The following is a 22,257-nucleotide window of genomic DNA, read 5'->3' as shown; positions in this document are numbered from 1 at the left end:
AGGTTTCAGGGAAGTTGTATGGCAACCATTTATGTAGACGGCAAAGAGTACGAGGTAGACGGAGCAGATAACCTGCTGCAAGCCTGTCTGTCGCTGGGTCTGGACGTCCCCTATTTCTGCTGGCATCCGGCGCTGGGTAGCGTTGGCGCCTGCCGCCAGTGTGCGGTCAAACAGTATCAGAATGCCGATGACAAACGCGGTCGTCTGGTCATGTCCTGCATGACCCCGGCCACCGATGGCAGCTACATCGCCATCGAGGATGAAGAGGCTAAAGAATTTCGCAAGAGCGTGGTGGAGTGGCTGATGACCAACCACCCCCACGACTGCCCGGTGTGTGAAGAGGGCGGCGCCTGCCACCTGCAGGACATGACGGTGATGACCGGCCACAACAGCCGTCGCTACCGTTTCACCAAACGCACCCACCAGAATCAGGAGCTGGGCCCCTTCATCGGTCACGAGATGAACCGCTGCATCGCCTGCTACCGCTGCGTCCGCTACTACAAGGATTATGCCGGTGGCGAGGATCTCGGGGTCTATGGTGCCCACGACAACGTCTATTTCGGACGGGTCGAGGATGGCACCCTGGAGAGTGAATTTTCCGGCAACCTGGTGGAGGTCTGCCCCACCGGCGTCTTCACCGACAAGACCCACTCCGAACGTTACAACCGCAAGTGGGACATGCAATTTGCCCCCAGCATCTGCCAGCAATGCTCCGTGGGCTGCAACATCAGTCCGGGCGAGCGTTACGGCGAGCTGCGCCGCATCGAAAACCGCTTCCACGGCAGCGTCAACCACTACTTCCTCTGTGACCGTGGCCGCTTTGGCTATGGCTATGTCAACCTGGCTGATCGCCCGCGCCAGCCGCTGCTCAAAGATGGCAACGACCAGCTGACCATCACAGTCGATGGCGCCCTCAACCGAGCCGCCGATGCCCTGCGCACGGCCCGCGACCTCATCGGCATCGGCTCGCCCCGCGCCTCGCTGGAGAGCAACTTTGCCCTGCGCGAGCTGGTGGGTGAAGACAACTTCTACGCAGGCGTCGAGCAGGCCGAGTGGGCCTGTCAGCTGAAGATGCTGCAGATCCTGCAACAGGGCGGCGTGCCGACTCCGAGCCTGCGGGACATGGAAGAGGCAGACGCCATTCTGGTGCTCGGCGAAGATGTCACCATGAGCGCAGCCCGTATCGCGTTGGCGCTGCGTCAGTCGGTCAAGGGCAAGGCTCGCGAGCTGGCCCGCAAGATGAAGGTGGATCTGTGGCAAGTCGCCGCCGTTCAGACCCTGGGTCAGAACGAGCGCTACCCGCTGCTCATCACCAGCCTCGACACCACCCGTCTGGACGATGTGGCGGCCGACAAGCTGCACGCCCCCTATGCCGATCAGGCGCGCCTTGGCTTTGCCATCGCCAACCTGCTCGACCCGGCAGCACCGGCCGTGGCCGACCTCTGCCCCGAGCAGCAGGCACAAGCGACTCGCTGGGCCGAGCTGCTCGGCAACGCCAGGAAGCCGCTCATCATTGCTGGCTCCACTGCCCGCGATGTGGCGCTGCTTGAGGCGGCCAGCAACATTGCCCGCGCCCTGAAAGGCCGTGGACAGGAAGCCAACATCGCACTGGTTGGCCAGGAGGCCAATTCGCTGGGTCTGGCCATGCTGGGCGCTCAAACCTTGTCAGACAAGTCGCTCGAAGCCGCCCTTGCACGTATCGAGGCCGAGGAGGGGTTGGCGCTGGTCACTCTGGAGAACGATCTCTACCGCCGCGCGCCGCGCAACCGGGTGGATGCGGCGCTGGCACGGCTGCAGCACCTGCTGGTCATCGACCATCAGGCGACCCCGACCGCCAACAAGGCTGATCTGGTGCTGCCAGCGGCCAGTTTTGCCGAAGCCGATGGCACCCTGGTGAACATGGAAGGGCGCGCCCAGCGCTTCTTCCAGGTCTATGCCCCCGCCTTTTACAACGCCGATATTCAGGTGCGTGAAGGGTGGCGCTGGCTGGCGGCGCTGCAAGGGGCGATCGAACGCAAGCCGCTGCGCTGGCAGAACTTCGACCAGGTCAACCATGACTGTGCCACCAGCAATCCGCTGCTGGCTACCATGCTGGAAGCGGCGCCCAACGCAGGCTTGCGGATCCGTGGCATGCGGCTAGCCCGTGAGCCACACCGCTACAGTGGTCGCACCTCCATGCTGGCGGATCAGAACGTCAGCGAGCCGCGGGTAGCGCAAGATCCCGACTCCCCCTTCAACTTCTCCATGGAAGGGTATGCCGGAGCCCGTCAGCCGCTGCCGCAAGTACCGTTCGCCTGGGCACCGGGCTGGAACTCTCCCTCCGCCTGGAACAAGTTCCAGGATGAAGTGGGTGGCAAACTGCGTGCTGGCGATCCGGGTCGCCGTCTGCTGGAAGCAACAGACCCGCAGGCAGAAGGCAAGGAGCTGCTCGGCTGGTTCACCACCATCCCCGCCCCCTTCAAGGCCGCAGAGGCGCTGCAAGTGGTCAATTACGCCCAGCTGTTTGGCGGCGAGGAGCTCTCCGCTCGCAGCCCGGTCATTCAGGCCCGGATGAACGAACCCGAGCTGGTGCTCAATCCCCTTGATGCGCAGCGTCTGGCCCTCCACGGGGGCAGTCAGGTTTCCTTCTCCTGGGGCGGTAGCCACTGGCAACTGCGTCTGCGGCTTAGCGATCAGCTGAGCGCCGGTCTGGTGGGACTCCCCCTTGGGGTGAACGGCCTGCCAACGGCCCTGCAACAAGCCTCAATCACTAACCTGCAGGAGGTGATCGCATGAGCGAGTCGCTGATCGATCTGTTGCTGGAGGTGGGCAAGGCACTGATCGTGCTGGTGGGGATCGTGGGGGCTGGCGCCTTCATGAGCTTCATCGAGCGCCGTCTGCTGGCCCTGTGGCAGGATCGCTACGGCCCCAACCGGGTGGGGCCGTTTGGTCTGCTCCAGCTGGCCGCCGACATGATCAAGATGTTCTTCAAGGAGGACTGGATCCCGCCGTTCGCTGATCGGCGGATCTTTATCCTGGCCCCCATCATCGCCTTCACTGCCTTTATTCTGGCGTTTGCGGTGGTGCCCATCACCCCCACCTGGGGCGTGGCTGATCTCAATGTGGGGCTGCTCTACATCCTGGCCATCGCAGGGCTGGCGGTCTATGCGGTGCTGTTCGCCGGCTGGTCGAGCAACAACAAATACTCATTGCTCGGCAGCTTGCGCGCCTCGGCTCAGACCCTCTCCTACGAGGTGTTCCTGGGCTTGTCGCTGATGGGGATTGTGATCCAGACCGGCAGTTTCAACCTGCGGGATATCGTCGAGGCACAGGCAGACTTGTGGAACGTGGTGCCCCAGATCCTGGGCTTTGTCACCTTCCTGTTTGCCGGTGTCGCCGTCACCCACCGTCACCCGTTCGATCAGCCAGAAGCCGAGCAGGAGCTCGCCGACGGCTATCACATCGAGTATGCGGGGATGAAGTGGGGTCTCTTCTTCGTGGGCGAATATATCGGCATCGTGCTGATCTCCTCGCTCATCGTGACCCTCTTCTTCGGTGGCTGGCACGGCCCCTGGCTGCCCCCCTTCATCTGGTTTGCCCTGAAGACCGCCTGTTTCATGGTGTTCTTCATCCTGCTGCGGGCCTCCCTGCCTCGCCCGCGCTTTGACCAGGTGATGTCGTTTGGCTGGAAAGTCTGCTTGCCGCTGACCCTGATCAATATGCTGGTCACCGCGGCAGTTGTACTGATAAGTACGCAGTGAGGCACTCAATATGAAAATTGTTAGCATTATTCAGGGTGTCGGCACCCAGTTACGCAGCCTGGCCATGGTCTTCTCCCATGCCTGGCGGCCCCGTGAGACCCTCAACTATCCGGAGCAGGCAGTCTATGCCGCCCCCCGCTACCGCGGCCGTATCGTGCTGACCCGCGACCCCGACGGGGACGAGCGCTGCGTGGCCTGCAACCTCTGCGCAGTTGCCTGCCCGGTCGGCTGCATCTCGCTGCAAAAATCCGAGCGGGAAGATGGTCGCTGGTATCCGGAGTTCTTTCGCATCAACTTCTCTCGCTGCATCTTCTGCGGCCTGTGTGAAGAGGCTTGCCCCACCACTGCCATCCAGCTGACACCGGATTTCGAGATGGGTGAGTATCGCCGCCAGGATCTGGTGTACGAGAAGGAAGATCTGCTGATCAGCGGGCCCGGCAAATACCCGGACTACAACTTCTACCGCATGAGCGGGATGGCCATCGACGGCAAGCCGAAAGGGGATGCCGAAAACGAAGCCAAGCCCATCGATGTCAAGAGCCTGCTGCCCTGAGGAGTCAATCATGGAACTGGCATTTTATGCCTCGGCCCTGGTGGCCATTTACAGCACGCTGCGGGTGATCAGCACCAGCAATCCCATGCATGCGCTGCTCAATCTCATCATCTCCCTCATCGCCGTGGCCATGATCTTCTTCTGCCTGGGTGCCGCCTTTGCGGGTGCCCTGCAGGTGATCGTCTACGCCGGCGCCATCATGGTGCTGTTCGTGTTCGTGGTGATGATGCTGAACCTGGGGAGTGCCCAGGCGCAGGAGAAAAAGTGGCTCACCCCCATGACCTGGGGGGGCCCAGCCCTGCTCTCGCTGATCCTGCTGGGCTTTCTGGCCCACGGCATTCTCGGGGTGACCGGCGGCCTGATCGGAGTGACCGAGGTGACCGCCAAGCAGGTGGGTGTCGAGCTCTTTGGCCCCTATGTGCTGGCGGTGGAGCTTGCCTCCATCCTGCTGCTGGCGGGTCTGGTAACCGCCTATCACCTGGGTCGGGAAGAGAAGAGCGGTGAAGTGCTCTCGGTCCCCCGCACAGCATCCCGCTCTGCACAAGAAGGAGGTCAGCAATGAATGGAATCCCTATGGAGCACGGCCTCCTGCTGGCCGCGGTGCTCTTCTGCATCGGCTTGTGCGGTCTGCTGATCCGCCGCAACCTGCTCTATATCCTGATGAGTATCGAAATCATGATGAATGCCTCGGCACTGGCGTTTGTGGTGGCGGGTAGCCGCTGGGCCCAGGCCGATGGCCAGATCATGTATATCCTGGTGATTTCTCTGGCGGCAGCGGAGGCAAGTATCGGCCTTGCCCTGTTACTGCTGCTCTATCGTCGTTACCACACCCTGAACGTGGACACTGTGAGCGAGATGCGCGGATGAGCCTCTTATATCTGACTTTTCTATTTCCGCTGCTGGGATGGCTGGTGCTGGCCTTCTCCCTCGGCCGGTTTGGCGAGCGTACCTCGGCGCTGATCGGGGTGGGCTCCATTGGCCTGTCGGCCCTCACTACCCTGTGGGTCGGCATCGACTTTCTGGGCAACCCGCCCGAGGGGGGCGTCTATATCCAGCGCCTGTGGCAATGGATGGCGGTGGGCAACTTTACCCCGAGCTTCTCGCTGGCACTGGATGGCCTGTCGCTGACCATGCTGGGGGTGGTGACCGGTGTGGGTTTCTTTATCCACCTGTTCGCCTCCTGGTATATGCGTGGGGAAGAGGGTTACTCCCGCTTCTTCACCTACACCAACCTCTTTATCGCCAGCATGCTGTTTCTGGTGCTGGCCGATGACCTGCTGTTTGTCTACCTCGGCTGGGAAGGGGTAGGGCTGTGCAGCTATCTGCTGATCGGCTTCTACTACAAGGATCGCAAGAACGGAGCGGCGGCCCTCAAGGCATTTGTCGTGACCCGGGTGGGTGATGTCTTCCTCGCCATCGGCCTGTTTATCCTCTATCGGGAACTAGGCACCCTCAATATCCACGAGCTGCTGGTTCGTGCCCCGACCCTGTTTGCCGAGGGCTCCCCTGCCCTGTCGCTGGCCTGCCTGATGCTCCTGGGCGGCGCGGTCGGCAAATCAGCCCAGCTGCCGCTGCAAACCTGGCTGGCGGATGCGATGGCAGGCCCGACCCCTGTCTCCGCACTGATCCACGCCGCCACCATGGTGACCGCCGGTGTCTACCTGATTGCCCGTACCCACGGCCTGTTCCTGCTGGCGCCTGAGGTGCTGCATCTGGTCGGGCTGGTTGGCGCCATCACCCTAGTGCTGGCAGGCTTTGCCGCACTGGTTCAGACCGATATCAAGCGGATCCTCGCCTACTCCACCATGAGCCAGATTGGCTACATGTTTCTGGCACTGGGGGTCGGCGCATGGGAAGGGGCCATCTTCCACCTGATGACCCACGCCTTCTTCAAGGCGCTGCTGTTCCTCTCCGCCGGTGCCGTGATCGTTGCCTGCCACCATGAGCAGAACATCTTCAAGATGGGTGGCCTGCGCAAGAGTTTGCCGCTGGTCTACGCCTGCTTCCTGGTGGGGGGCTCGGCGCTGGCGGCGTTGCCGCTGGCCACTTCCGGTTTCTACAGTAAGGACGCTATCCTGTGGCAAGTAGAAGCCTCTGGCCAAAGCACGCTGCTGTGGGCAGGTCTGGCGGGGGCATTCCTCACGTCGCTTTATACCTTCCGGCTGATCTTTATCGCCTTCCATGGCAAAGAGCAGACCAAAGCCCATGCGGGCCACGGTCTGGCTCACCATCTGCCGCTGCTGGTATTGCTGGTGCTCTCCACCGGCATAGGCGCGCTGATCACCCCGCCACTGGCAGGTGTACTGCCCGCAGGCCCGGGAGACCATATCGAAGAGGGTCGCCATGCACTGGAGGTAGCCTCTGGCATCATCGCCATCGCAGGCATTGCACTGGCCGCGTTTCTGTTCCTCGGTGAGCGCCGTCTGGCCACCTCCATTGCCAACAGCGCGCCGGGCCGCCTGCTCAGCACCCTCTGGTTCAACGCCTGGGGCTTTGACTGGCTCTATGACCAGCTGTGGGTCAAGCCCTATCTGCTGGCGACCCGTCTGGTCGGGCAGGATCCGCTGGACTGGATGATGGGCCTGCCCGCCTGGCTTGCCCTGCGTGGCAACCAGCTGCTGGCCTGGACCGTGACCGGCAAGTTGCGCTGGTATGCCGCCTCCATGGGGATCAGCGCCGTGCTGGTGCTGGCGCTGTTGCTGCTGGGGTAACGCGATGAACAACCGGACAATCATACAGCCAGGCTGTTTGCTCTCCCTGATGGAACAGGGAGCGCAATCTCATATGAACTTGAACGAGAGCTGATACCGTGACTTTACTCTGGATCTTGCTAATTCCTTTTATCGGTGGCTTGCTCTGCTGGCAGATGGAGCGTCTCGGCGGGCAGTTTGTCCGCTGGGTAGCCCTGCTCTCCATGAGCGCCAGCCTGCTGCTCTCCTGTGCCATCTGGCTAAGTGGTGACTTCTCCCTTGCCACCACGGGTCTCGACAGCGCGGGCGTCACCGGTGCTGCCTCCGCCTGGGCCGCCGAGTGGCGCCTGCCGTGGATCCCCCGCTTTGGCATCTCTTTGCATCTGGCGGTGGATGGCCTGTCGCTCTTGATGGTGATCCTCACCTGCTTTATCGGGGTGCTGGCCATCCTCTGTTCGTGGAAAGAGATCGTGCAACGCATCGGCTTCTTCCACCTCAACCTGCTCTGGATCCTGGGCGGCGTGCTCGGGGTCTTTATGGCGCTGGACCTGTTCCTCTTCTTCTTCTTCTGGGAGATGATGCTGGTCCCCATGTACTTCCTGATTGCGCTCTGGGGCCATTCGGTCACTGACGGCAAATCACGGATCAACGCAGCAACCAAGTTCTTCATCTACACCCAGGTGAGCGGCCTTATCATGCTGGTGGCCATCATCGGGCTGGTGCTGACCCACCAGCATGCCACCGGAGTCTTCACCTTCAACTATCTGGAGCTGCTCAATACCCCGATGAGCAAGGGCGTTCAGTGGCTGCTGATGCTGGGATTCTTTATCGCCTTCGCGGTCAAGATGCCGCTGGTACCGCTGCACGGCTGGCTGCCGGATGCCCACAGTCAGGCGCCGACCGCAGGTTCGGTGGATCTCGCCGGTATTTTGCTCAAAACCGCCGCCTACGGTCTGCTGCGCTTTGCCTTGCCGCTCTTCCCCGAAGCGTCCGCAGAATTTGCTCCCTACGCCATGGTGCTTGGCCTGATCGGGATCGTCTACGGTGCCATCGTGGCCTTTGCCCAGACCGACATCAAACGGCTGGTAGCCTACACCAGCATCTCCCACATGGGCTTTGTGATGATCGCTATCTACTCGGGTAGCGAGCTGGCCCTGCAGGGTGCGGTGGTGCAGATGATCGCCCACGGTCTCTCCGCTGCCGGCCTCTTTATCCTCTGCGGTCAGCTCTACGAGCGGTTGCACACCCGGGATCTGCGCCAGATGGGCGGCCTGTGGGGGCGTCTGCGCTATCTGCCCGGTGTGATGCTCTTCTTCTCGGTAGCGTCGCTCGGCATGCCGGGCACCGGCAACTTTGTCGGCGAGTTCCTGATCCTGGTCGGCAGCTTCCAGGTTGCCCCTGTCATCACGGCGGTCGCCACCTTCGGTCTGGTACTGGCCTCGGTCTACTCCCTCATCATGTTGCAGCGCGCCTGCTTTGGCCCCGCCAAGGATGAGAGCATGCTCAAGGGGCTGGATCGCCGCGAGCTGACCATGATGATGGTGATCGCGGGCCTGCTGGTTCTGCTTGGCCTCTATCCCCAACCCGTGATTGACACCGCCAGCAGCAGCCTTATCAACGTGCTGCACTGGTATCTGCTGCCGACTGCTGGAGCCCTGCAATGACTTTCTCCGCTTCCCAACTGCTGGCACTGCTTCCCCTGCTGTTGACCACCGGGGCCATGGCGGCCCTGATGCTGGCCATCGCCTGGCGCCGCTGTGTCACCACCGCCTTTACCGTGACCATTGTTGGCCTCAACCTTGCTCTGTTCTCGCTGCCCATCGTGATGGCGCAAGGGGATCAGGGGGTCACCCCGCTGCTGCAAGTGGACAGTTACGCCGTCTTCTACATGGGACTGGTGCTCATCGGCGCCCTGGCCACCTGCACCTTCGGTCAATCGTGGCTGAAAGCCTACCCGGACAACCGGGAGGAGTTCTTCCTGCTGCTGCTGATCGCCACTGCCGGTGGTCTGGTGCTGGCCTGCTCCCGTCACCTCGCCTCTCTCTTTATCGGGATCGAGATGCTGACCCTGCCGATGTTCGGTCTGGTGGGTTACGCCTACCGCGAGCGCCACTCGCTGGAAGCCGCGGTGAAATACATGGTGCTCTCTGCCGCCGCCACCGCCTTCCTGTTGTTTGGCATGGCGCTGCTCTACGCGCAGGCTGGCAGCCTGAGCTTTGCCGCCCTGGGGCAGACCCTGGCCGAGAGCCCGGCTCACCACCCGCTGCTGATGGGCGGTTTGGGGTTAATGCTGGTCGGCTTTGCCTTTAAACTCTCCCTGGCCCCCTTCCACCTCTGGACCCCGGATGTCTACGAAGGTGCCCCGGCACCGGTCGCCACCTTCCTCGCCACCGTCAGCAAGGTGGCGGTCTTTGCCGTGCTGCTGCGCTTCTATCTGGCGGTACCGGCGGCGAGCGATCCCATGATCCACTGGCTGCTGGCAGCCATGGCGGTCATCTCCATCCTGGTCGGCAACCTGCTGGCCCTGGTGCAGACCAACGTCAAACGGATGCTGGGTTACTCCTCCATCTCCCACTTCGGTTACCTGCTGGCGGTAATCGTGGCGAGCCGATTCGGCCAGATGCCGGTGGAAGCAGCCGGGGTCTACCTGCTGATGTATCTGTTCACCAGCCTCGGCGCCTTTGGCGTCGTCAGCATGATGTCGAGCCCCTATCGCGGCAAGGATGCCGACTCCCTGCACAGCTATCGCGGTCTGTTCTGGAAGCGTCCTTACCTCACAGCAGTGCTGACGGTGATGATGTTGTCACTCGCGGGCATCCCGATGACCCTCGGCTTTATCGGCAAGTTCTACCTCATCGGCGTCACCGTCGAGGCGCAGCTCTGGTGGCTCTCCGGTGCCATCGTGCTCGGCAGCGCACTGGGTCTCTACTACTACCTCAAGGTGATGGTGACCCTCTATCTGCGCGAACCGGGCATGCAGCAGCGCGATGCCAGCGCCGACTGGGCGCTCTCCTCCGGTGGTGTGGTGGTGCTGCTCTCTGCAGCGCTGGTGGTGTTGCTGGGGCTCTATCCCCAGCCGGTCATCAGTCTGGTACAAGGGTTCCAGCAGGTGGTGTTGCAGTAACCCGGCTCATTTCCCTTCAAAACCGGCCCATGTGGCCGGTTTCTTTTTTATGTGGATTGCCTGCTGGCAGAGACCCTTTTGTGTTGGCATCTCACACCCCGTGCAGCCGTTGGTCTCGTCCGGTATTCATCCAACCCCCTTGCTGATATATTGATGACTGGCAGGAATGGAGTTCCGAGCGATGATGCAGCCTACTTTTCATCAATTTGATGCGCATCCACTGGCCGATGCATTGCTTCCCTATGAGGGGCAACGACTCGATGTGTTGCTAGCCGAGCGGGATGCCGCACGCGTTGCCGATCTGCAGCAGCAGTGTCAGCGCCTCAACATTCAACTCTGCGGCGCCATCTTTCCACGCCTTGTCAGTCGGCACGGTTTCCACGAAAGGGGGGCTTGGCTGTTGCCCCGACCAGCATCCCACAATCCTCTGCTGCTCTCGCTCTCCCCTACAGCCAGTGCCGATACACTGGCCGATATCATCTGCGAGCAGTTGGCGTCCCGACTGGCAGAATGGCCGGACACCGAGAAGGTTCCCACCCTCTTTCTCACCTTTGACGCCATGCTCCCCAATATTGCAACCCTGCTCGAGGGGATCTATCTAAGGCTGGCGGACAGGGTCAACTATGCGGGTGTCAATGCAGGTAGCGGCCAGTTCACAGCCATGCCCTGCCTGTTTGACACCCAGAGATTGCTGGGGCATGGGGTCAGCTGTGCACTGCTCTCCCCCCACAGTCCCCCCTTGCTGGAGCACGGCTATCAACTCACTGCCCAGCCCATGCTCGCCACCAGCAGTGAAGGCAACAAGATCTCCTTTATCGACTGGGAGCCGGCTTTTAGCCGCTATCAATCCCTGATCCGGCAACAGTTCCAGCAAAACCTCACACCAGAGCAGTTCTATCGGTACGGTGTACATTTGCCCTTGGGGTTGCTGCGAGCCAATGGCGATGTGATCGTGCGGATCCCGGTCGCCGTTACCGACGACGGTGCCCTGCTCTGCGTCGGAGAGGTGCCTGACCACAGTATTCTCACACTGCTGAAAGCCCCGGAAAGCCCCACAGAGCACGCTGTCGAACTGGCCGAAAAGCTCGGCCGGCACGGTACACCCGAGCGCCTCGAGATCTATTACTGCGCCGGCCGTCAGCAGCACTTCGGCGAACAGAGCACCCTGGAGCTGGAGACCCTCTTTAGCCACAGCGGAGCCCACGAGCTGGTCGGGGCCCTCTCTCTTGGCGAGATAGGAAGTGTAAGGCCGGGGGATTACCCGCTCTTTCACAACGGTGCCATCCTCTGTCTCAGCGAGGGTTAGCAATGAATAACGATCACGCCATGGCCATTGTCTGCGATCTCGCCCTCTGCATCGGTCGGGAGGTCACACTCGATGCCCTGCTCACCAAAGTGTTGCAGCGCTTTATGTTTCACTGTGCCACACCGGTTGGTGTGGTATTGCAGCAGCAACGGGAAGGATATGAGCTGCTCAAGGTCATTGGTGATGATCAGCTATCCCGGCACAGTGGCTCGCTGCTCTCCTTGCCTGCCTGGATTGTTGAAGGTGACCAATGTGCGCTGCAAACGACCTTGCCTCTCCCCGGTGGCCGACCGTACCACTTTGCCTATCGGCTTAGGGTTGACGGGGGATATCTCATCTTGCTGCTGGCCCCCCAACCCCAGCAGCACACAGTGCCGGTCTGCCATCTGTTCAGCCCGGTGCTCGGTAATCTGGCGCGCGCCATCCAGTTGTGCAAGGACAGCGAACAGCTCGCCAGGCGCCAGCAGGCCGAGCTGGTCGACATGCAGCGCCTCAACGAATCCCTGCTCAAGGCCATTCCCATCCCGGTGTTCTACAAGGATGTCGAAGGGCGCTTTCTCAGCTGCAACCCGGCCTTTACCCAGGTCACCGGGATCAGCAAGGCCGAGCTGCAGGGGAAGCGGGTGGACGAAATCCTGCCCCCGGAGATGGCGGACGAATATACCCAAAGGGACATGGAGGTGCTGCGCAGCAGGCAGCCGCAATATTTTGAACACACGCTGTTTGATCGCAGCGGCCACCGCTACCAGGTGTTCAACTTCAAGGATCTCTTCTATGACCATCAGGGCGAGGTGGCCGGAATCATAGGGGCACTGGTCGACATCACCCATATCAAGGAAAGCGAGCAGCGCCAGCGCACCCTGCTGTTTCAGACCATCGCGGCCCTCTCCTCCGCGATTGCCCACAAAGATCCGGTCACGGCAGGACACGAACGGCGCGTGCATGATCTCGCGCTGGCTATAGGTCAACAGCTGCAACTGCCGCAAGAGCAGCTGGATGGATTGGGTCTTGCGGCCATGGTGCATAACATCGGCCTGCTGCAGATCCCGGCGGAGATCCTCACACGCCCGCGGGAACTGAGGCCGGTTGAGTTCGAACTGATCAAACAGCATCCGGACACTGGCCGCGAGATCCTGCAACAGATTGACTTCCCCTGGCCCATCACCACCATAGTGATGCAGCACCATGAAAATCTCGATGGTAGCGGCTACCCACAAGGGCTACAGGGGGATGCGATCTCGCTGGAGGCGAGGATTATACGGGTCGCCGACTCCCTGGCCGCCATGACGGCCCACCGTCCGTTCCGGCGCGCCCTCTCTCTCACCGATGCGTTCGCCGAGCTGACGCGCTATGCCGGTGTGCATTACGACGAACAGGTGGTCGATGCCTGTTTCGCCGTCTGGCAAGCGGGCTACCGCTTTACTACCACCTGACTCTGGTTGCACCAAGATGATGTTAAAAGATCTACCGCCATCCATTCAGCCACCGGGCGTCAGCTCTCACCCCACCGCAGCCCTGCTCCATCAGGTGATGGAACAGCTGCCCTATCGCGTCCTGTTGAAAGATACCCGTTCACACTTCATCGCCTGCAACCGACTGCTGGCCGACGATCTGGCCCTCACCCCGGCCGAACTGGTTGGCAAGTGCGATGCCGATTTTTTCCCGGCCGAGCTGGCCCAACGCTACCGGGATGACGATCTCCAGGTCATGGCCAGCGGCACAACCCGGCATCACGAAGAACCCTATCTGAAAGGGGGTGAAGACCGCTGGCTCAGTACCACCAAGTTTCCCCTGTACGATGAGCTGGGCAAGGTGATCGGTGTCGCTGTCTTTTTCGAAGATATCACCGACCAGAAACAGCAGCAGGAGCGTCTCCAGCAATATACCTGGACGCTGGAAGCAATAACCCGCGCCCACCATGCCATGCTCAAGCAGGGGGATGAACAGACACTACTGCAGGAGATCTGTGATGCCATCACTTTCGATGGCCGTTTTCCCCTGGTGACCGTACTGCAGACCGCTGATCAGAACAGAGTACAGATCCTGGCGCAGGCAGGTCAGGCCGTCTGGTTTGCCAGCGATAACTGGCTCACCCGGGACGCAGCCCTGATCAGTGCAATCAGTTCAGGAGAGATGCGCAACGAAGCACTTGGCACCGAACTGGTCCACCACTCCGCCACCTTGAGGGGACGGCTGCTGCTGCCATTGCAGTGGCAAGCCACTGTGCCAGGCGGACTGCTTATTCACAGCACGCAGGCCAGAGCCTTCACCGATGAGGAGGTGCATCTCTTCAACGGACTGGCCGACTACCTGACCTATGGCCTGCAGGCACGTCGAACCCAGCAGGCCTATCTTGCCGCCCAGCGTGAAAAAGCCATGCATGCCCGCCAACTGGAGCTGGCCCTAGAGGATGCGCTGGGAGCCATCGCTGCCGTGCTGGAACAACGCGATCCCTACACCGCCGGACACCAGAAGCATGTCGCTACCCTGGCGCTGGCCATCGGCCGAGAACTGGGGTTGGGTGATAAACCGCTACGCGGTCTCTATCTGGGCGCCATGGTGCACGATATCGGCAAAATCCAGGTCCCTGTCGAGATCCTCACCAAACCGGGCAAACTGACCCCCCAGGAGTTCAATCTGGTCAAGGAGCATCCGACAGCGGGTTATCTGGTGCTCAAGGATATCGCCCTGCCCTGGCCCATAGCCCGGATGATCCACCAGCACCACGAGTATCTCGACGGTTCCGGCTATCCATCAGGGTTAAAAGGCGAGCAGATCCTGCTGGAAGCGCGCATTCTCACGGTCGCCGATATAGTGGAGTCCATGTCATCGGATCGTCCCTACCGTGCTGCCCTGGGGATTGCGCAGGCCCGAACCCATATCATGGCCATGCGGGGAGTCCAGCTGGATGAAGCCGTGGTCGATGCCTGTCTGCGTATTCTGGATCGGGGAGAGTTTACCCCTCATGAACTTGGCCACGGCCAAACCTGATCGACAGAGCCCATATTGAAAAACCGGCCAAATTTGGCCGGTTTCTGTTTTTATGCGCTGGCGCAGTCGCGATTAACCCAGACGAACCCGGGCGTTGCGGAACATCCGCATCCAGGCGCCGTCCTCGCCCCAGTTGTCGGGGTGCCAGGAGTTGGCCACGGTGCGGAACACCCGCTCCGGGTGCGGCATCATGATGGTGGCGCGTCCATCGGTGGTGGTCACGGCGGTGATACCATCCGGCGAGCCATTCGGGTTGGCCGGGTACTGCTCGGTCACGCTACCACGGTTGTCGACAAAACGCAGCCCTACCAGACCGCTCTGCTGCAGTGCGCTCAGGTGAGCGGCATCGCGCACCTCGACACGCCCTTCCCCGTGGGAGACGGCAATGGGCATCACCGAGCCTGCCATGCCGGCGAAGAAGGCGGACGGGGACTCCTGCACTTCCACCAGGCTGAAGCGCGCCTCGAAGCGCTCGGAGCGGTTGCGCACAAAGCGCGGCCAGAGATTGGCACCCGGGATGAGATCCCGCAGGTTGGACATCATCTGGCAACCGTTGCAGACGCCCAGCGACAAGGTATCGCCGCGTTCGAAGAAGCGCTGGAACTGCTCGCGGGCGTTGTCGTTGAACAGGATGGACTTGGCCCAGCCTTCGCCCGCCCCCAGCACGTCACCGTAGGAGAAGCCGCCACAGGCCACCAGGGTCTGGAACTCCTCCAGCTTGATGCGACCGGAAAGAATGTCGCTCATATGGACATCGACCGCCGCGAAACCGGCACGATCGAACGCCGCCGCCATCTCCACATGGGAGTTGACACCCTGCTCGCGCAGCACGGCCAGACGGGGGGAGACCCCACGGGCAATGTAAGGTGCGGCCACATCTTCGGCCGGGTTGAAGCTGAGCTTGGCCTGCAAGCCCGGATCGGTGGCGTCCTGACGGGCCGCGTGCTCCTGATCTGCGCACTCGGGGTTGTCGCGCAGGCGCTGCATCTGCCAGCTGGTCTCGCCCCAGATGGTGCGAAGGGCGGTGCGGCTGGCGCGATAGACCTCCTGACCGCTCCGCTGCAGGGTGATGAGATCCCCTTCGCGCACGGTACCGAGCACATGGGAGCAAGCCGCCAGGCCGTGACCGGCCAGCAGGGTCATCACAGTCTCTTTGTCTTCACGACGCACCTGGATGACGGCGCCCAGCTCTTCATTGAACAGCGCCTGCAGCAGCTCGCCACCGATGCGATCAAGCTGGATGTCGAGGCCGCAGTGACCGGCAAACGCCATCTCGGTCAGGGTGACGAACAGGCCGCCGTCGGAGCGGTCGTGATAGGCGATCAGTTTGCGATCAGCCACCAGTGCCTGAATGGCGTTGAAGAAGCCTTTGAGCTGGACCGGATTGTCGAGATCCGGCGCCTTGTCACCCAGCTGGCGATAGACCTGCGCCAGTGCCGAGGCGCCGAGGCGCTGCTTGCCATTGCCAAGGTCGACGAGGATAAGGTCGGTTTCACCGAGATCGGTACGCAGCTGTGGCGTGACGGTGTTGCGCACATCCTCGACCCGGGCAAAGGCGGAGATGAGCAGGGAGAGCGGCGAGGTGACGCTGTGCTCCTTGCCATCCTGCTGCCAGCGGGTCTTCATGGACATGGAGTCCTTGCCCACCGGAATGGTGATGCCAAGGGCCGGACAGAGCTCCTCACCTACCGCTTTGACCGCCTCATAGAGACCGGCATCTTCACCCGGGTGACCAGCGGCGGCCATCCAGTTGGCGGAGAGCTTGACCCGCTTCAGCGACCCGATATGAGCCGGCGCCAGGTTGGTGAGCGCTTCCGCCACCGCCATGCGAGCGGAGGCGGCGTGGGAGAGCAGCGCCACCGGAGTGCGCTCGCCCATGGACATGGCTTCGCCGTGATAGCTGTCATAGGTGGCAGCGGTGACGGCGCAATCGGCCACCGGGATCTGCCAGGGGCCAACCATCTGGTCGCGATTGACCAAGCCAGTCACGCTGCGATCGCCGATGGTGATAAGGAAGGACTTCTCCGCCACGGTCGGCAGACGCAGAACCCGCTCGGCCGCGTCACTCAAAGTGATGCCATCGAGCTGGAGCGCTTTACCCTGTGCAGGCAGGGTCACCACGTCGCGGTGCATCTTGGGCGCCTTGCCGAGCAGCACGTCCAGCGGCAGATCGATGGGCTGGTTGTCAAAGTGGCTATCAGAGAGGGTCAGATGCTTCTCTTCGGTCGCGGTGCCGATCACGGCATAGGGGGCGCGCTCGCGCTCGCACAGCACCTTGAACAGCGGCAGCTTGTCCTGCGCTACCGCCAGCACGTAACGCTCCTGGGATTCGTTGCACCAGATCTCTAGCGGGCTCATGCCCGGCTCGTCGCTCTGGATGGCGCGCAAATCGAAACGACCACCGCGCTCACCGTCGTTGACCAGCTCCGGCATGGCGTTGGAGAGACCACCGGCGCCCACGTCGTGGATAAAGACGATAGGGTTGTCGTCACCCAGCTGCCAGCAGCGATCGATCACCTCCTGGCAACGGCGCTCCATCTCTGGGTTATCACGCTGCACCGAGGCAAAGTCGAGATCTTCGGCCGACTGGCCGGAGGCCATGGAGGATGCGGCACCACCGCCCAGACCGATGTTCATCGCCGGGCCGCCCAGCACGATCAGCGCCGCGCCGACCGGGATCTCCCCTTTCTGGACATGTTCGGTGCGGATGTTGCCGATGCCGCCTGCCAGCATGATGGGCTTGTGGTAGCCACGCACCTCGACGCCGTTGTGGCTCGGCACCTCCTCTTCGAAGGTACGGAAGTAGCCGAGAATGGCCGGACGGCCGAACTCGTTGTTAAACGCGGCGCCGCCGAGCGGCCCCTCCTGCATGATGTCGAAGGCGCTGACGATGCGGCTCGGCTTGCCGAAATCCTGCTCCCAGGGCTGCTCGAAGCCGGGAATGCGCAGGTTGGAGACGGAGAAACCGACCAGACCCGCCTTGGGCTTGGCACCGCGACCGGTTGCACCCTCGTCGCGGATCTCGCCGCCGGAGCCGGTAGCTGCGCCCGGGAACGGGGAGATGGCGGTCGGGTGGTTGTGGGTCTCCACCTTCATCAGGATGTCAACCTGTTCCTGGTGATACTGGTATTCGCCGTTGGCCGGGCTCGGGAAGAAGCGGCCACCCTGGCTCCCTTCCATCACGGCGGCGTTGTCTTTATAGGCAGAGAGGACATGATCCGGCGTCTGCTCGAAGGTGTTCTTGATCATTTTGAATAGCGACTTGGGCTGCTGCTCGCCATCGATGGTCCAGTCGGCATTGAAGATCTTGTGACGGCAGTGCTCGGAGTTCGCCTGGGCGAACATGTAGAGCTCGATGTCGTTGGGGTTGCGACCCAACTTGGTGAAGTTCTCCACCAGATAGTCGATTTCGTCGTCGGCCAGCGCCAGACCGAGCGCCACGTTGGCTTCGGCCAGGGCTGCGCGACCACCGCCCAGCACATCCACCTGGGTGAAGGGGCGCGGCTCGTGGTGAGCAAACAGGGCGGCAGCTTCGCTCATCTCGGCAAACACCACTTCCATCATCCGATCATGGAGCACAGCGGCAATGGCGCTACGCTGGGCGGCACTCAGCTCACCCTGCCCCTTGATGGTCAGGTAATAGGCAATACCACGCTCCAGCCGCTTGACCTGTTTCAGGCCGCAGTTGTGGGCGATGTCGGTTGCTTTGGAAGACCAGGGGGAAATAGTGCCGGGGCGGGGGGTAACAAGAAACAGCTGACCGCTGGGGGTGTGTTCGGGGATGGTCGGGCCGTAGCGCAAGAGCTGGCCCAAGGTCGCTCGCTCGGGGGGAGAGAGGGGGCTTGTCAGCTCGGCAAAGTGCACATACTCGGCATAGACATCCTCTATCTCTACTCCGCTCTCTACTCCACTCTCGTTTCTCATCTGTGCGAAGCGTTGCAGCAGTTTTTGGACACGAAAATCAGACAGTGCTGGGGCACCACGCAAGATATCCATATGACCTTTCTCACCAAGTTTTAAAGTGGGGGGGAATTGAGACGCGCGTATTATAGGGATCTGGCTCACAGCGGACAAACGTTTTTCTCACTTCGAGCAGTGTGACTCTGCGCACACTCTCTGGTATAAAGGTGCCTCTTTTTTGACAAATGCCGATTTTTTCAACAAAGGTACTCACCTACTTGCGCTGCATTTTTCGACTGTTTATCGGGCTGTTGTTGACGCTGACGCTGGTTGGCTGCGACTTCTATAGCCCCTCCAGCCAGCTGGAGCAGATCCGCCAGCGAGGCGAGATCCGGGTTGGCACCATCTATGGTCCCACCTCTTATTACCAGCGTGACGACCTCGCCCAGGGGTTCGATTACGAGCTGGCACAAAATTATGCCGACTGGCTGGGGGTGACACTCACCATCATCCCGGTCAACACCACTGACGAACTGGTTACACTGCTGAAAAAGGGCAAAGTCGATCTGGCGGCAGCCGCCATCATGGTCACACCGGAACGTCGCGAGCTGTTTCGCTTCGGTCCGGGCTTCTACCAGGTCTCCCCCAAGCTGGTCTACCGTAACGGCAAGCCCAAGCCGGCCTCGTTGAACGACATAAAAGGCAAGCTGATGGTGGCCGCAGGCTCCACCGGGGAAGACCTACTCAAAGAGATGAGCAAAGAGAATCCGAAACTAGCCTGGAGCACCAGCCACAACGCCGATGTGGAGGAGCTGCTCAAGCAGGTGGTGGATGGCAAGATTGACTACACGGTGGTGCAGGATACCGTACTGGCACGCAGTCAGCGCTACTACCCCGAGCTCACCGAGGGGCTGACCCTGGCCCAGAAGCAGACTGTTGCCTGGGCCATGAGCAAGCTGCCCGATGACAGCCTCTACGCCAGCGTCATCGACTTTTTCGGTCAGCGATTTATGGATGGTGCCATCGCAAAGCTGGACGAGAAGTACTTCGGCCACGTGCAGAACTTCGACTTTGTCGATACCCGCACCTTCCTCAAGCGCGCCAAGAGTCTGCTGCCCAAGTACCAGCCGCTGTTCCAGACTCACGCCAAGAATATCGACTGGCGTCTGCTCGCCGCCATCAGCTATCAGGAGTCCCACTGGGACCCGCAGGCCCGCTCCTACACCGGCGTGCGCGGCATGATGATGCTGACCGAGCCCACCGCCAAGGCGATGGGAGTCAACGACCGGCTTCATCCGGAAGAGAGCATCAAAGGTGGCTCCCTCTATCTGCAACAGATGATGGAGAAGGTGCCGGATTCGGTGCCCGATGACGAGAAGGTGTGGTTTGCCCTCACCGCCTACAACATAGGTTACGGCCACATGATGGACGCCCGCCGCCTGACTAAAGAGCTCGGCAAGAATCCCGACGCCTGGAGCGACGTGAAAGAGGTGCTGCCGCTGCTGCAACAGGCGCGCTGGCACCGCAAGGTACGTTACGGCTATGCCCGTGGCAGCGAGGCGCGCAACTATGTCAACAACGTGCGGCAGTATTACCAGAGTCTGCTCTGGCTCGACAACGAGCAGCAGAAGGCACATCAGCGGGAGAGTCTCGACAACGACAGCGAGCCCGAGCTGGCCGAGCGCCCCACCGCCATCGCCGAAGTGGTCAATCAGATCACCATGCGCTAACCAGCCATTATTCGGCTGTTTTCACGCAAACTTCTCTGTTACCATCGATTCACATCGGAGCCTATCCGAAATCGCATTGTTTTCATTATGTTGAGAGATTAAATAACAGCAATTTCGGATGGGCTCCATCAATGACCCAAGGCCGGGATGGCCACCTGAGTTGGGAGGAGACCAAGATGCAAAAACGTAGAAAAATCAGTCTGGTCAGAAAAGCGAAGTGCAGCTGGAGCCCCAGACGCAAACTCAAGCTTAATGACATCAAGCGCAACCTGTGGCGCAGAAATCGATCCTATACCCTGCTTATTGCAGAGCACACAGCATAAACCCGGCATTCGCCGGGTTTTTTTATCTTCTTTCTCACCTGAATACTGTCTTACACCAGTGCCGCCTTGAACTGTACCGACCGCTTGGAGATCAGCGAGTTGCAGTGGTTGCAGAAGTAATCCACCGCGCCGCACGCCTTGAGACGCTCCAGCTCCTGCTGGCAGGTGGGGCAGATGGCCGTGACGCGGACATTGACCTGACACTGGCCACAGGTTTGCTCCTTGCTGCGGGTATCCAGTTCAGCCTGGCATGATGGACAAAGCAGGACTTCCATAATCAACTCCTCGAAAAGTGGATCTGCCATGGTCTTGTTCCATGGCAGATCCCCCTCCCCTTATTCCTCACCTTAACATGGCGAGGATAACAAAGCGGCTGCCGGTGAGGGCAGCCGCAAGGGCTTATTTCTTCTTCATCTTCAGCAGGCGTTTGCGCTGACGTTCCTGACTCAGGGTCATGGTGTTCTTCTTCCCTTCAAACGGGTTGACCGACTCCTGGAACTCGACCCGGATCGGCGAGCCCATGATCTTGAGGGACTTGCGGAAGTAGTTGATCAGATACCGCTTGTAGGAGTCCGGCAAGTCGTTCAGCTGGTTGCCGTGGATCACGATGCGCGGCGGGTTGTAGCCACCGGCGTGAGCATACTTGAGCTTGACGCGGCGACCATTGACCATCGGCGGCTGGTGATCTTCCTGCGCCATCTGCATGATGCGGGTCAGCATGGCCGTGCTGGTACGACGGGTGGCGGACTGGTAAGCCTCCTGAATGGATTCAAACAGATGGCCGACACCGCTGCCGTGCAGGGCGGAGATGAAGTGGACGCGAGCGAAGTCGATGAAGCCCAAGCGACGATCCAGCTCGTTCTTCACATCCTCTTTCACCTTCTGATCCAGACCATCCCACTTGTTCACCACCAGCACCACGGAGCGACCGGCGTGGAGCACATAGCCAAGGATGCTCAAGTCCTGATCGGTGATGGTCTCCTGGGCGTCGATCACCAGCAGGCAGACGTTGGCATCTTCGATAGCTTTCAGGGTCTTGATGACGGAGAACTTCTCCACCGTCTCGTGCACCTTGCCACGACGACGCACACCGGCGGTGTCGATAACCACATACTTCTGCTCGTCACGCTCCATCGGAATGTAAACGGAGTCACGGGTGGTGCCGGGCATGTCATAGACGATGACCCGATCTTCACCCAGCATACGGTTGGTCAGGGTAGATTTACCGACGTTGGGACGACCAACGATGGCGAACTTGATGGGCAGGTCGGCAAACGGGGTCTCCTTGGTGTCCTCTTTGGTATCGAGTTCACCGGCAGCCACCATGCGCAGCAGGGCTTCTTCGTCGAAGTCCTCCTCTTCCTCATCCTGCGCATCTTCATCGGTAGCGGCGTCGACCAGGGTCTCCAGATGGGGAGCCAGGGCCAGTTCCAGCAGGCTCAGCACGCCACGACCGTGGGCGGCCGCGATCTGGTAGACCTCGCCCAGCGCCAGACCGTAGAACTCGGAGACCGCGGAATCACCGTCGATACCGTCGGTCTTGTTGGCCACCAGAAATACCTTCTTGTGGGCCTTGCGCAAGTGCTCGGCGATGGCTTGATCCGCCGCGGTCAGACCGGCACGGGCATCCACCATGAACAGCACGACGTCCGCTTCTTCGATGGCCAGCAGGGATTGCTCGGCCATCTTCAGCTCGATCCCCTCTTCGGTGCCATCGATACCGCCGGTATCGACCACGATAAATTCCAGCTCGCCCAACTTCGCCTGACCGTATTTACGGTCCCGGGTCAGACCGGGAAAATCGGCAACCAGGGCATCCCGAGTACGGGTCAAGCGGTTAAACAGGGTGGATTTCCCCACGTTGGGGCGGCCCACCAGGGCTACTACAGGAGTCATAAAA

Annotated in this window: 15 protein-coding genes; 12 read left to right on the top strand and 3 right to left on the bottom strand. The window is 61.0% G+C overall.

The genetic code is table 11. The features are described 5' to 3' along the window. Nucleotides 1-18 precede the first annotated feature (18 nt). The 11 genes from nuoG to G5533_RS01120 all read left to right on the top strand — a co-directional run bounded on the left by nuoG (nucleotide 19) and on the right by G5533_RS01120 (nucleotide 14,404). The gene (nuoG, locus tag G5533_RS01170; protein ID WP_421254816.1) at nucleotides 19-2,775 is read left to right on the top strand and encodes an NADH-quinone oxidoreductase subunit NuoG; all 2,757 of its coding nucleotides are present in this window, start codon (nucleotides 19-21) and stop codon (nucleotides 2,773-2,775) included. Next, nucleotides 2,772-3,740: an NADH-quinone oxidoreductase subunit NuoH gene (gene nuoH, locus G5533_RS01165; protein WP_005337244.1), complete on the top strand. Its 969-nt coding sequence runs from the start codon at nucleotides 2,772-2,774 to the stop codon at nucleotides 3,738-3,740. The genes nuoG and nuoH overlap by 4 nt, the downstream gene beginning before the upstream one ends. A 10-nt stretch (nucleotides 3,741-3,750) precedes the next feature. Continuing rightward, nucleotides 3,751-4,293 (top strand): NADH-quinone oxidoreductase subunit NuoI, encoded by a 543-nt coding sequence (gene nuoI / locus G5533_RS01160; RefSeq protein ID WP_005337245.1) that lies wholly within the window; start codon nucleotides 3,751-3,753, stop codon nucleotides 4,291-4,293. A gap of 10 nt (nucleotides 4,294-4,303) precedes the next feature. Then, entirely contained in the window at nucleotides 4,304-4,855 is a 552-nt protein-coding gene (gene nuoJ / locus G5533_RS01155; RefSeq protein WP_005359828.1) for an NADH-quinone oxidoreductase subunit J, read from the top strand. Further along, entirely contained in the window at nucleotides 4,852-5,160 is a 309-nt protein-coding gene (gene nuoK, locus G5533_RS01150) for an NADH-quinone oxidoreductase subunit NuoK (protein WP_005337247.1), read from the top strand. The genes nuoJ and nuoK overlap by 4 nt, the downstream gene beginning before the upstream one ends. Beyond that, on the top strand, nucleotides 5,157-7,004 hold the full coding sequence (nuoL, locus tag G5533_RS01145) for an NADH-quinone oxidoreductase subunit L (protein ID WP_441254283.1): 1,848 nt from the start codon (nucleotides 5,157-5,159) through the stop codon (nucleotides 7,002-7,004). Before nuoK ends, nuoL begins: the two co-directional genes overlap by 4 nt. A 98-nt stretch (nucleotides 7,005-7,102) precedes the next feature. Next, nucleotides 7,103-8,647: an NADH-quinone oxidoreductase subunit M gene (gene nuoM, locus G5533_RS01140; RefSeq protein WP_139747386.1), complete on the top strand. Its 1,545-nt coding sequence runs from the start codon at nucleotides 7,103-7,105 to the stop codon at nucleotides 8,645-8,647. Next, entirely contained in the window at nucleotides 8,644-10,107 is a 1,464-nt protein-coding gene (gene nuoN, locus G5533_RS01135) for an NADH-quinone oxidoreductase subunit NuoN (protein WP_227340747.1), read from the top strand. The genes nuoM and nuoN overlap by 4 nt, the downstream gene beginning before the upstream one ends. A gap of 181 nt (nucleotides 10,108-10,288) precedes the next feature. Then, nucleotides 10,289-11,413 carry an FIST signal transduction protein gene (locus G5533_RS01130; protein WP_216962189.1) on the top strand — a complete coding sequence of 375 codons (1,125 nt, stop codon included), beginning with the start codon at nucleotides 10,289-10,291 and terminating at the stop codon, nucleotides 11,411-11,413. 2 nt (nucleotides 11,414-11,415) lie between these two features. Continuing rightward, nucleotides 11,416-12,846 (top strand): HD domain-containing phosphohydrolase, encoded by a 1,431-nt coding sequence (locus tag G5533_RS01125; RefSeq protein WP_421254818.1) that lies wholly within the window; start codon nucleotides 11,416-11,418, stop codon nucleotides 12,844-12,846. A gap of 16 nt (nucleotides 12,847-12,862) precedes the next feature. Beyond that, entirely contained in the window at nucleotides 12,863-14,404 is a 1,542-nt protein-coding gene (locus G5533_RS01120) for an HD domain-containing phosphohydrolase (RefSeq protein WP_254203392.1), read from the top strand. 72 nt (nucleotides 14,405-14,476) lie between these two features. On the opposite strand, the gene purL is transcribed toward G5533_RS01120, so the two are convergent. Beyond that, on the bottom strand, nucleotides 14,477-18,400 hold the full coding sequence (gene purL, locus G5533_RS01115) for a phosphoribosylformylglycinamidine synthase (protein ID WP_421254819.1): 3,924 nt from the start codon (nucleotides 18,398-18,400) through the stop codon (nucleotides 14,477-14,479). 149 nt (nucleotides 18,401-18,549) lie between these two features. On the opposite strand from purL, the gene mltF reads away from it, so the two are divergent. Continuing rightward, complete coding sequence (gene mltF, locus G5533_RS01110) at nucleotides 18,550-20,034, top strand: membrane-bound lytic murein transglycosylase MltF (RefSeq protein WP_421208290.1); 1,485 nt, start codon at nucleotides 18,550-18,552, stop codon at nucleotides 20,032-20,034. A 373-nt stretch (nucleotides 20,035-20,407) separates the two neighbouring features. On the opposite strand, the gene G5533_RS01105 is transcribed toward mltF, so the two are convergent. Further along, on the bottom strand, nucleotides 20,408-20,632 hold the full coding sequence (locus G5533_RS01105; protein ID WP_058057395.1) for a zinc ribbon domain-containing protein: 225 nt from the start codon (nucleotides 20,630-20,632) through the stop codon (nucleotides 20,408-20,410). Nucleotides 20,633-20,756: 124 nt separating this feature from the next. Continuing rightward, entirely contained in the window at nucleotides 20,757-22,253 is a 1,497-nt protein-coding gene (der, locus tag G5533_RS01100) for a ribosome biogenesis GTPase Der (RefSeq protein WP_043823902.1), read from the bottom strand. Nucleotides 22,254-22,257 lie beyond the last annotated feature (4 nt).

The sequence above is a fragment of the Aeromonas sp. A600620 genome (genome assembly GCF_029479985.1).
Lineage (GTDB): Bacteria > Pseudomonadota > Gammaproteobacteria > Enterobacterales > Aeromonadaceae > Aeromonas > Aeromonas veronii_A.
This window is presented reverse-complemented; position numbering and strand designations above follow the sequence as displayed.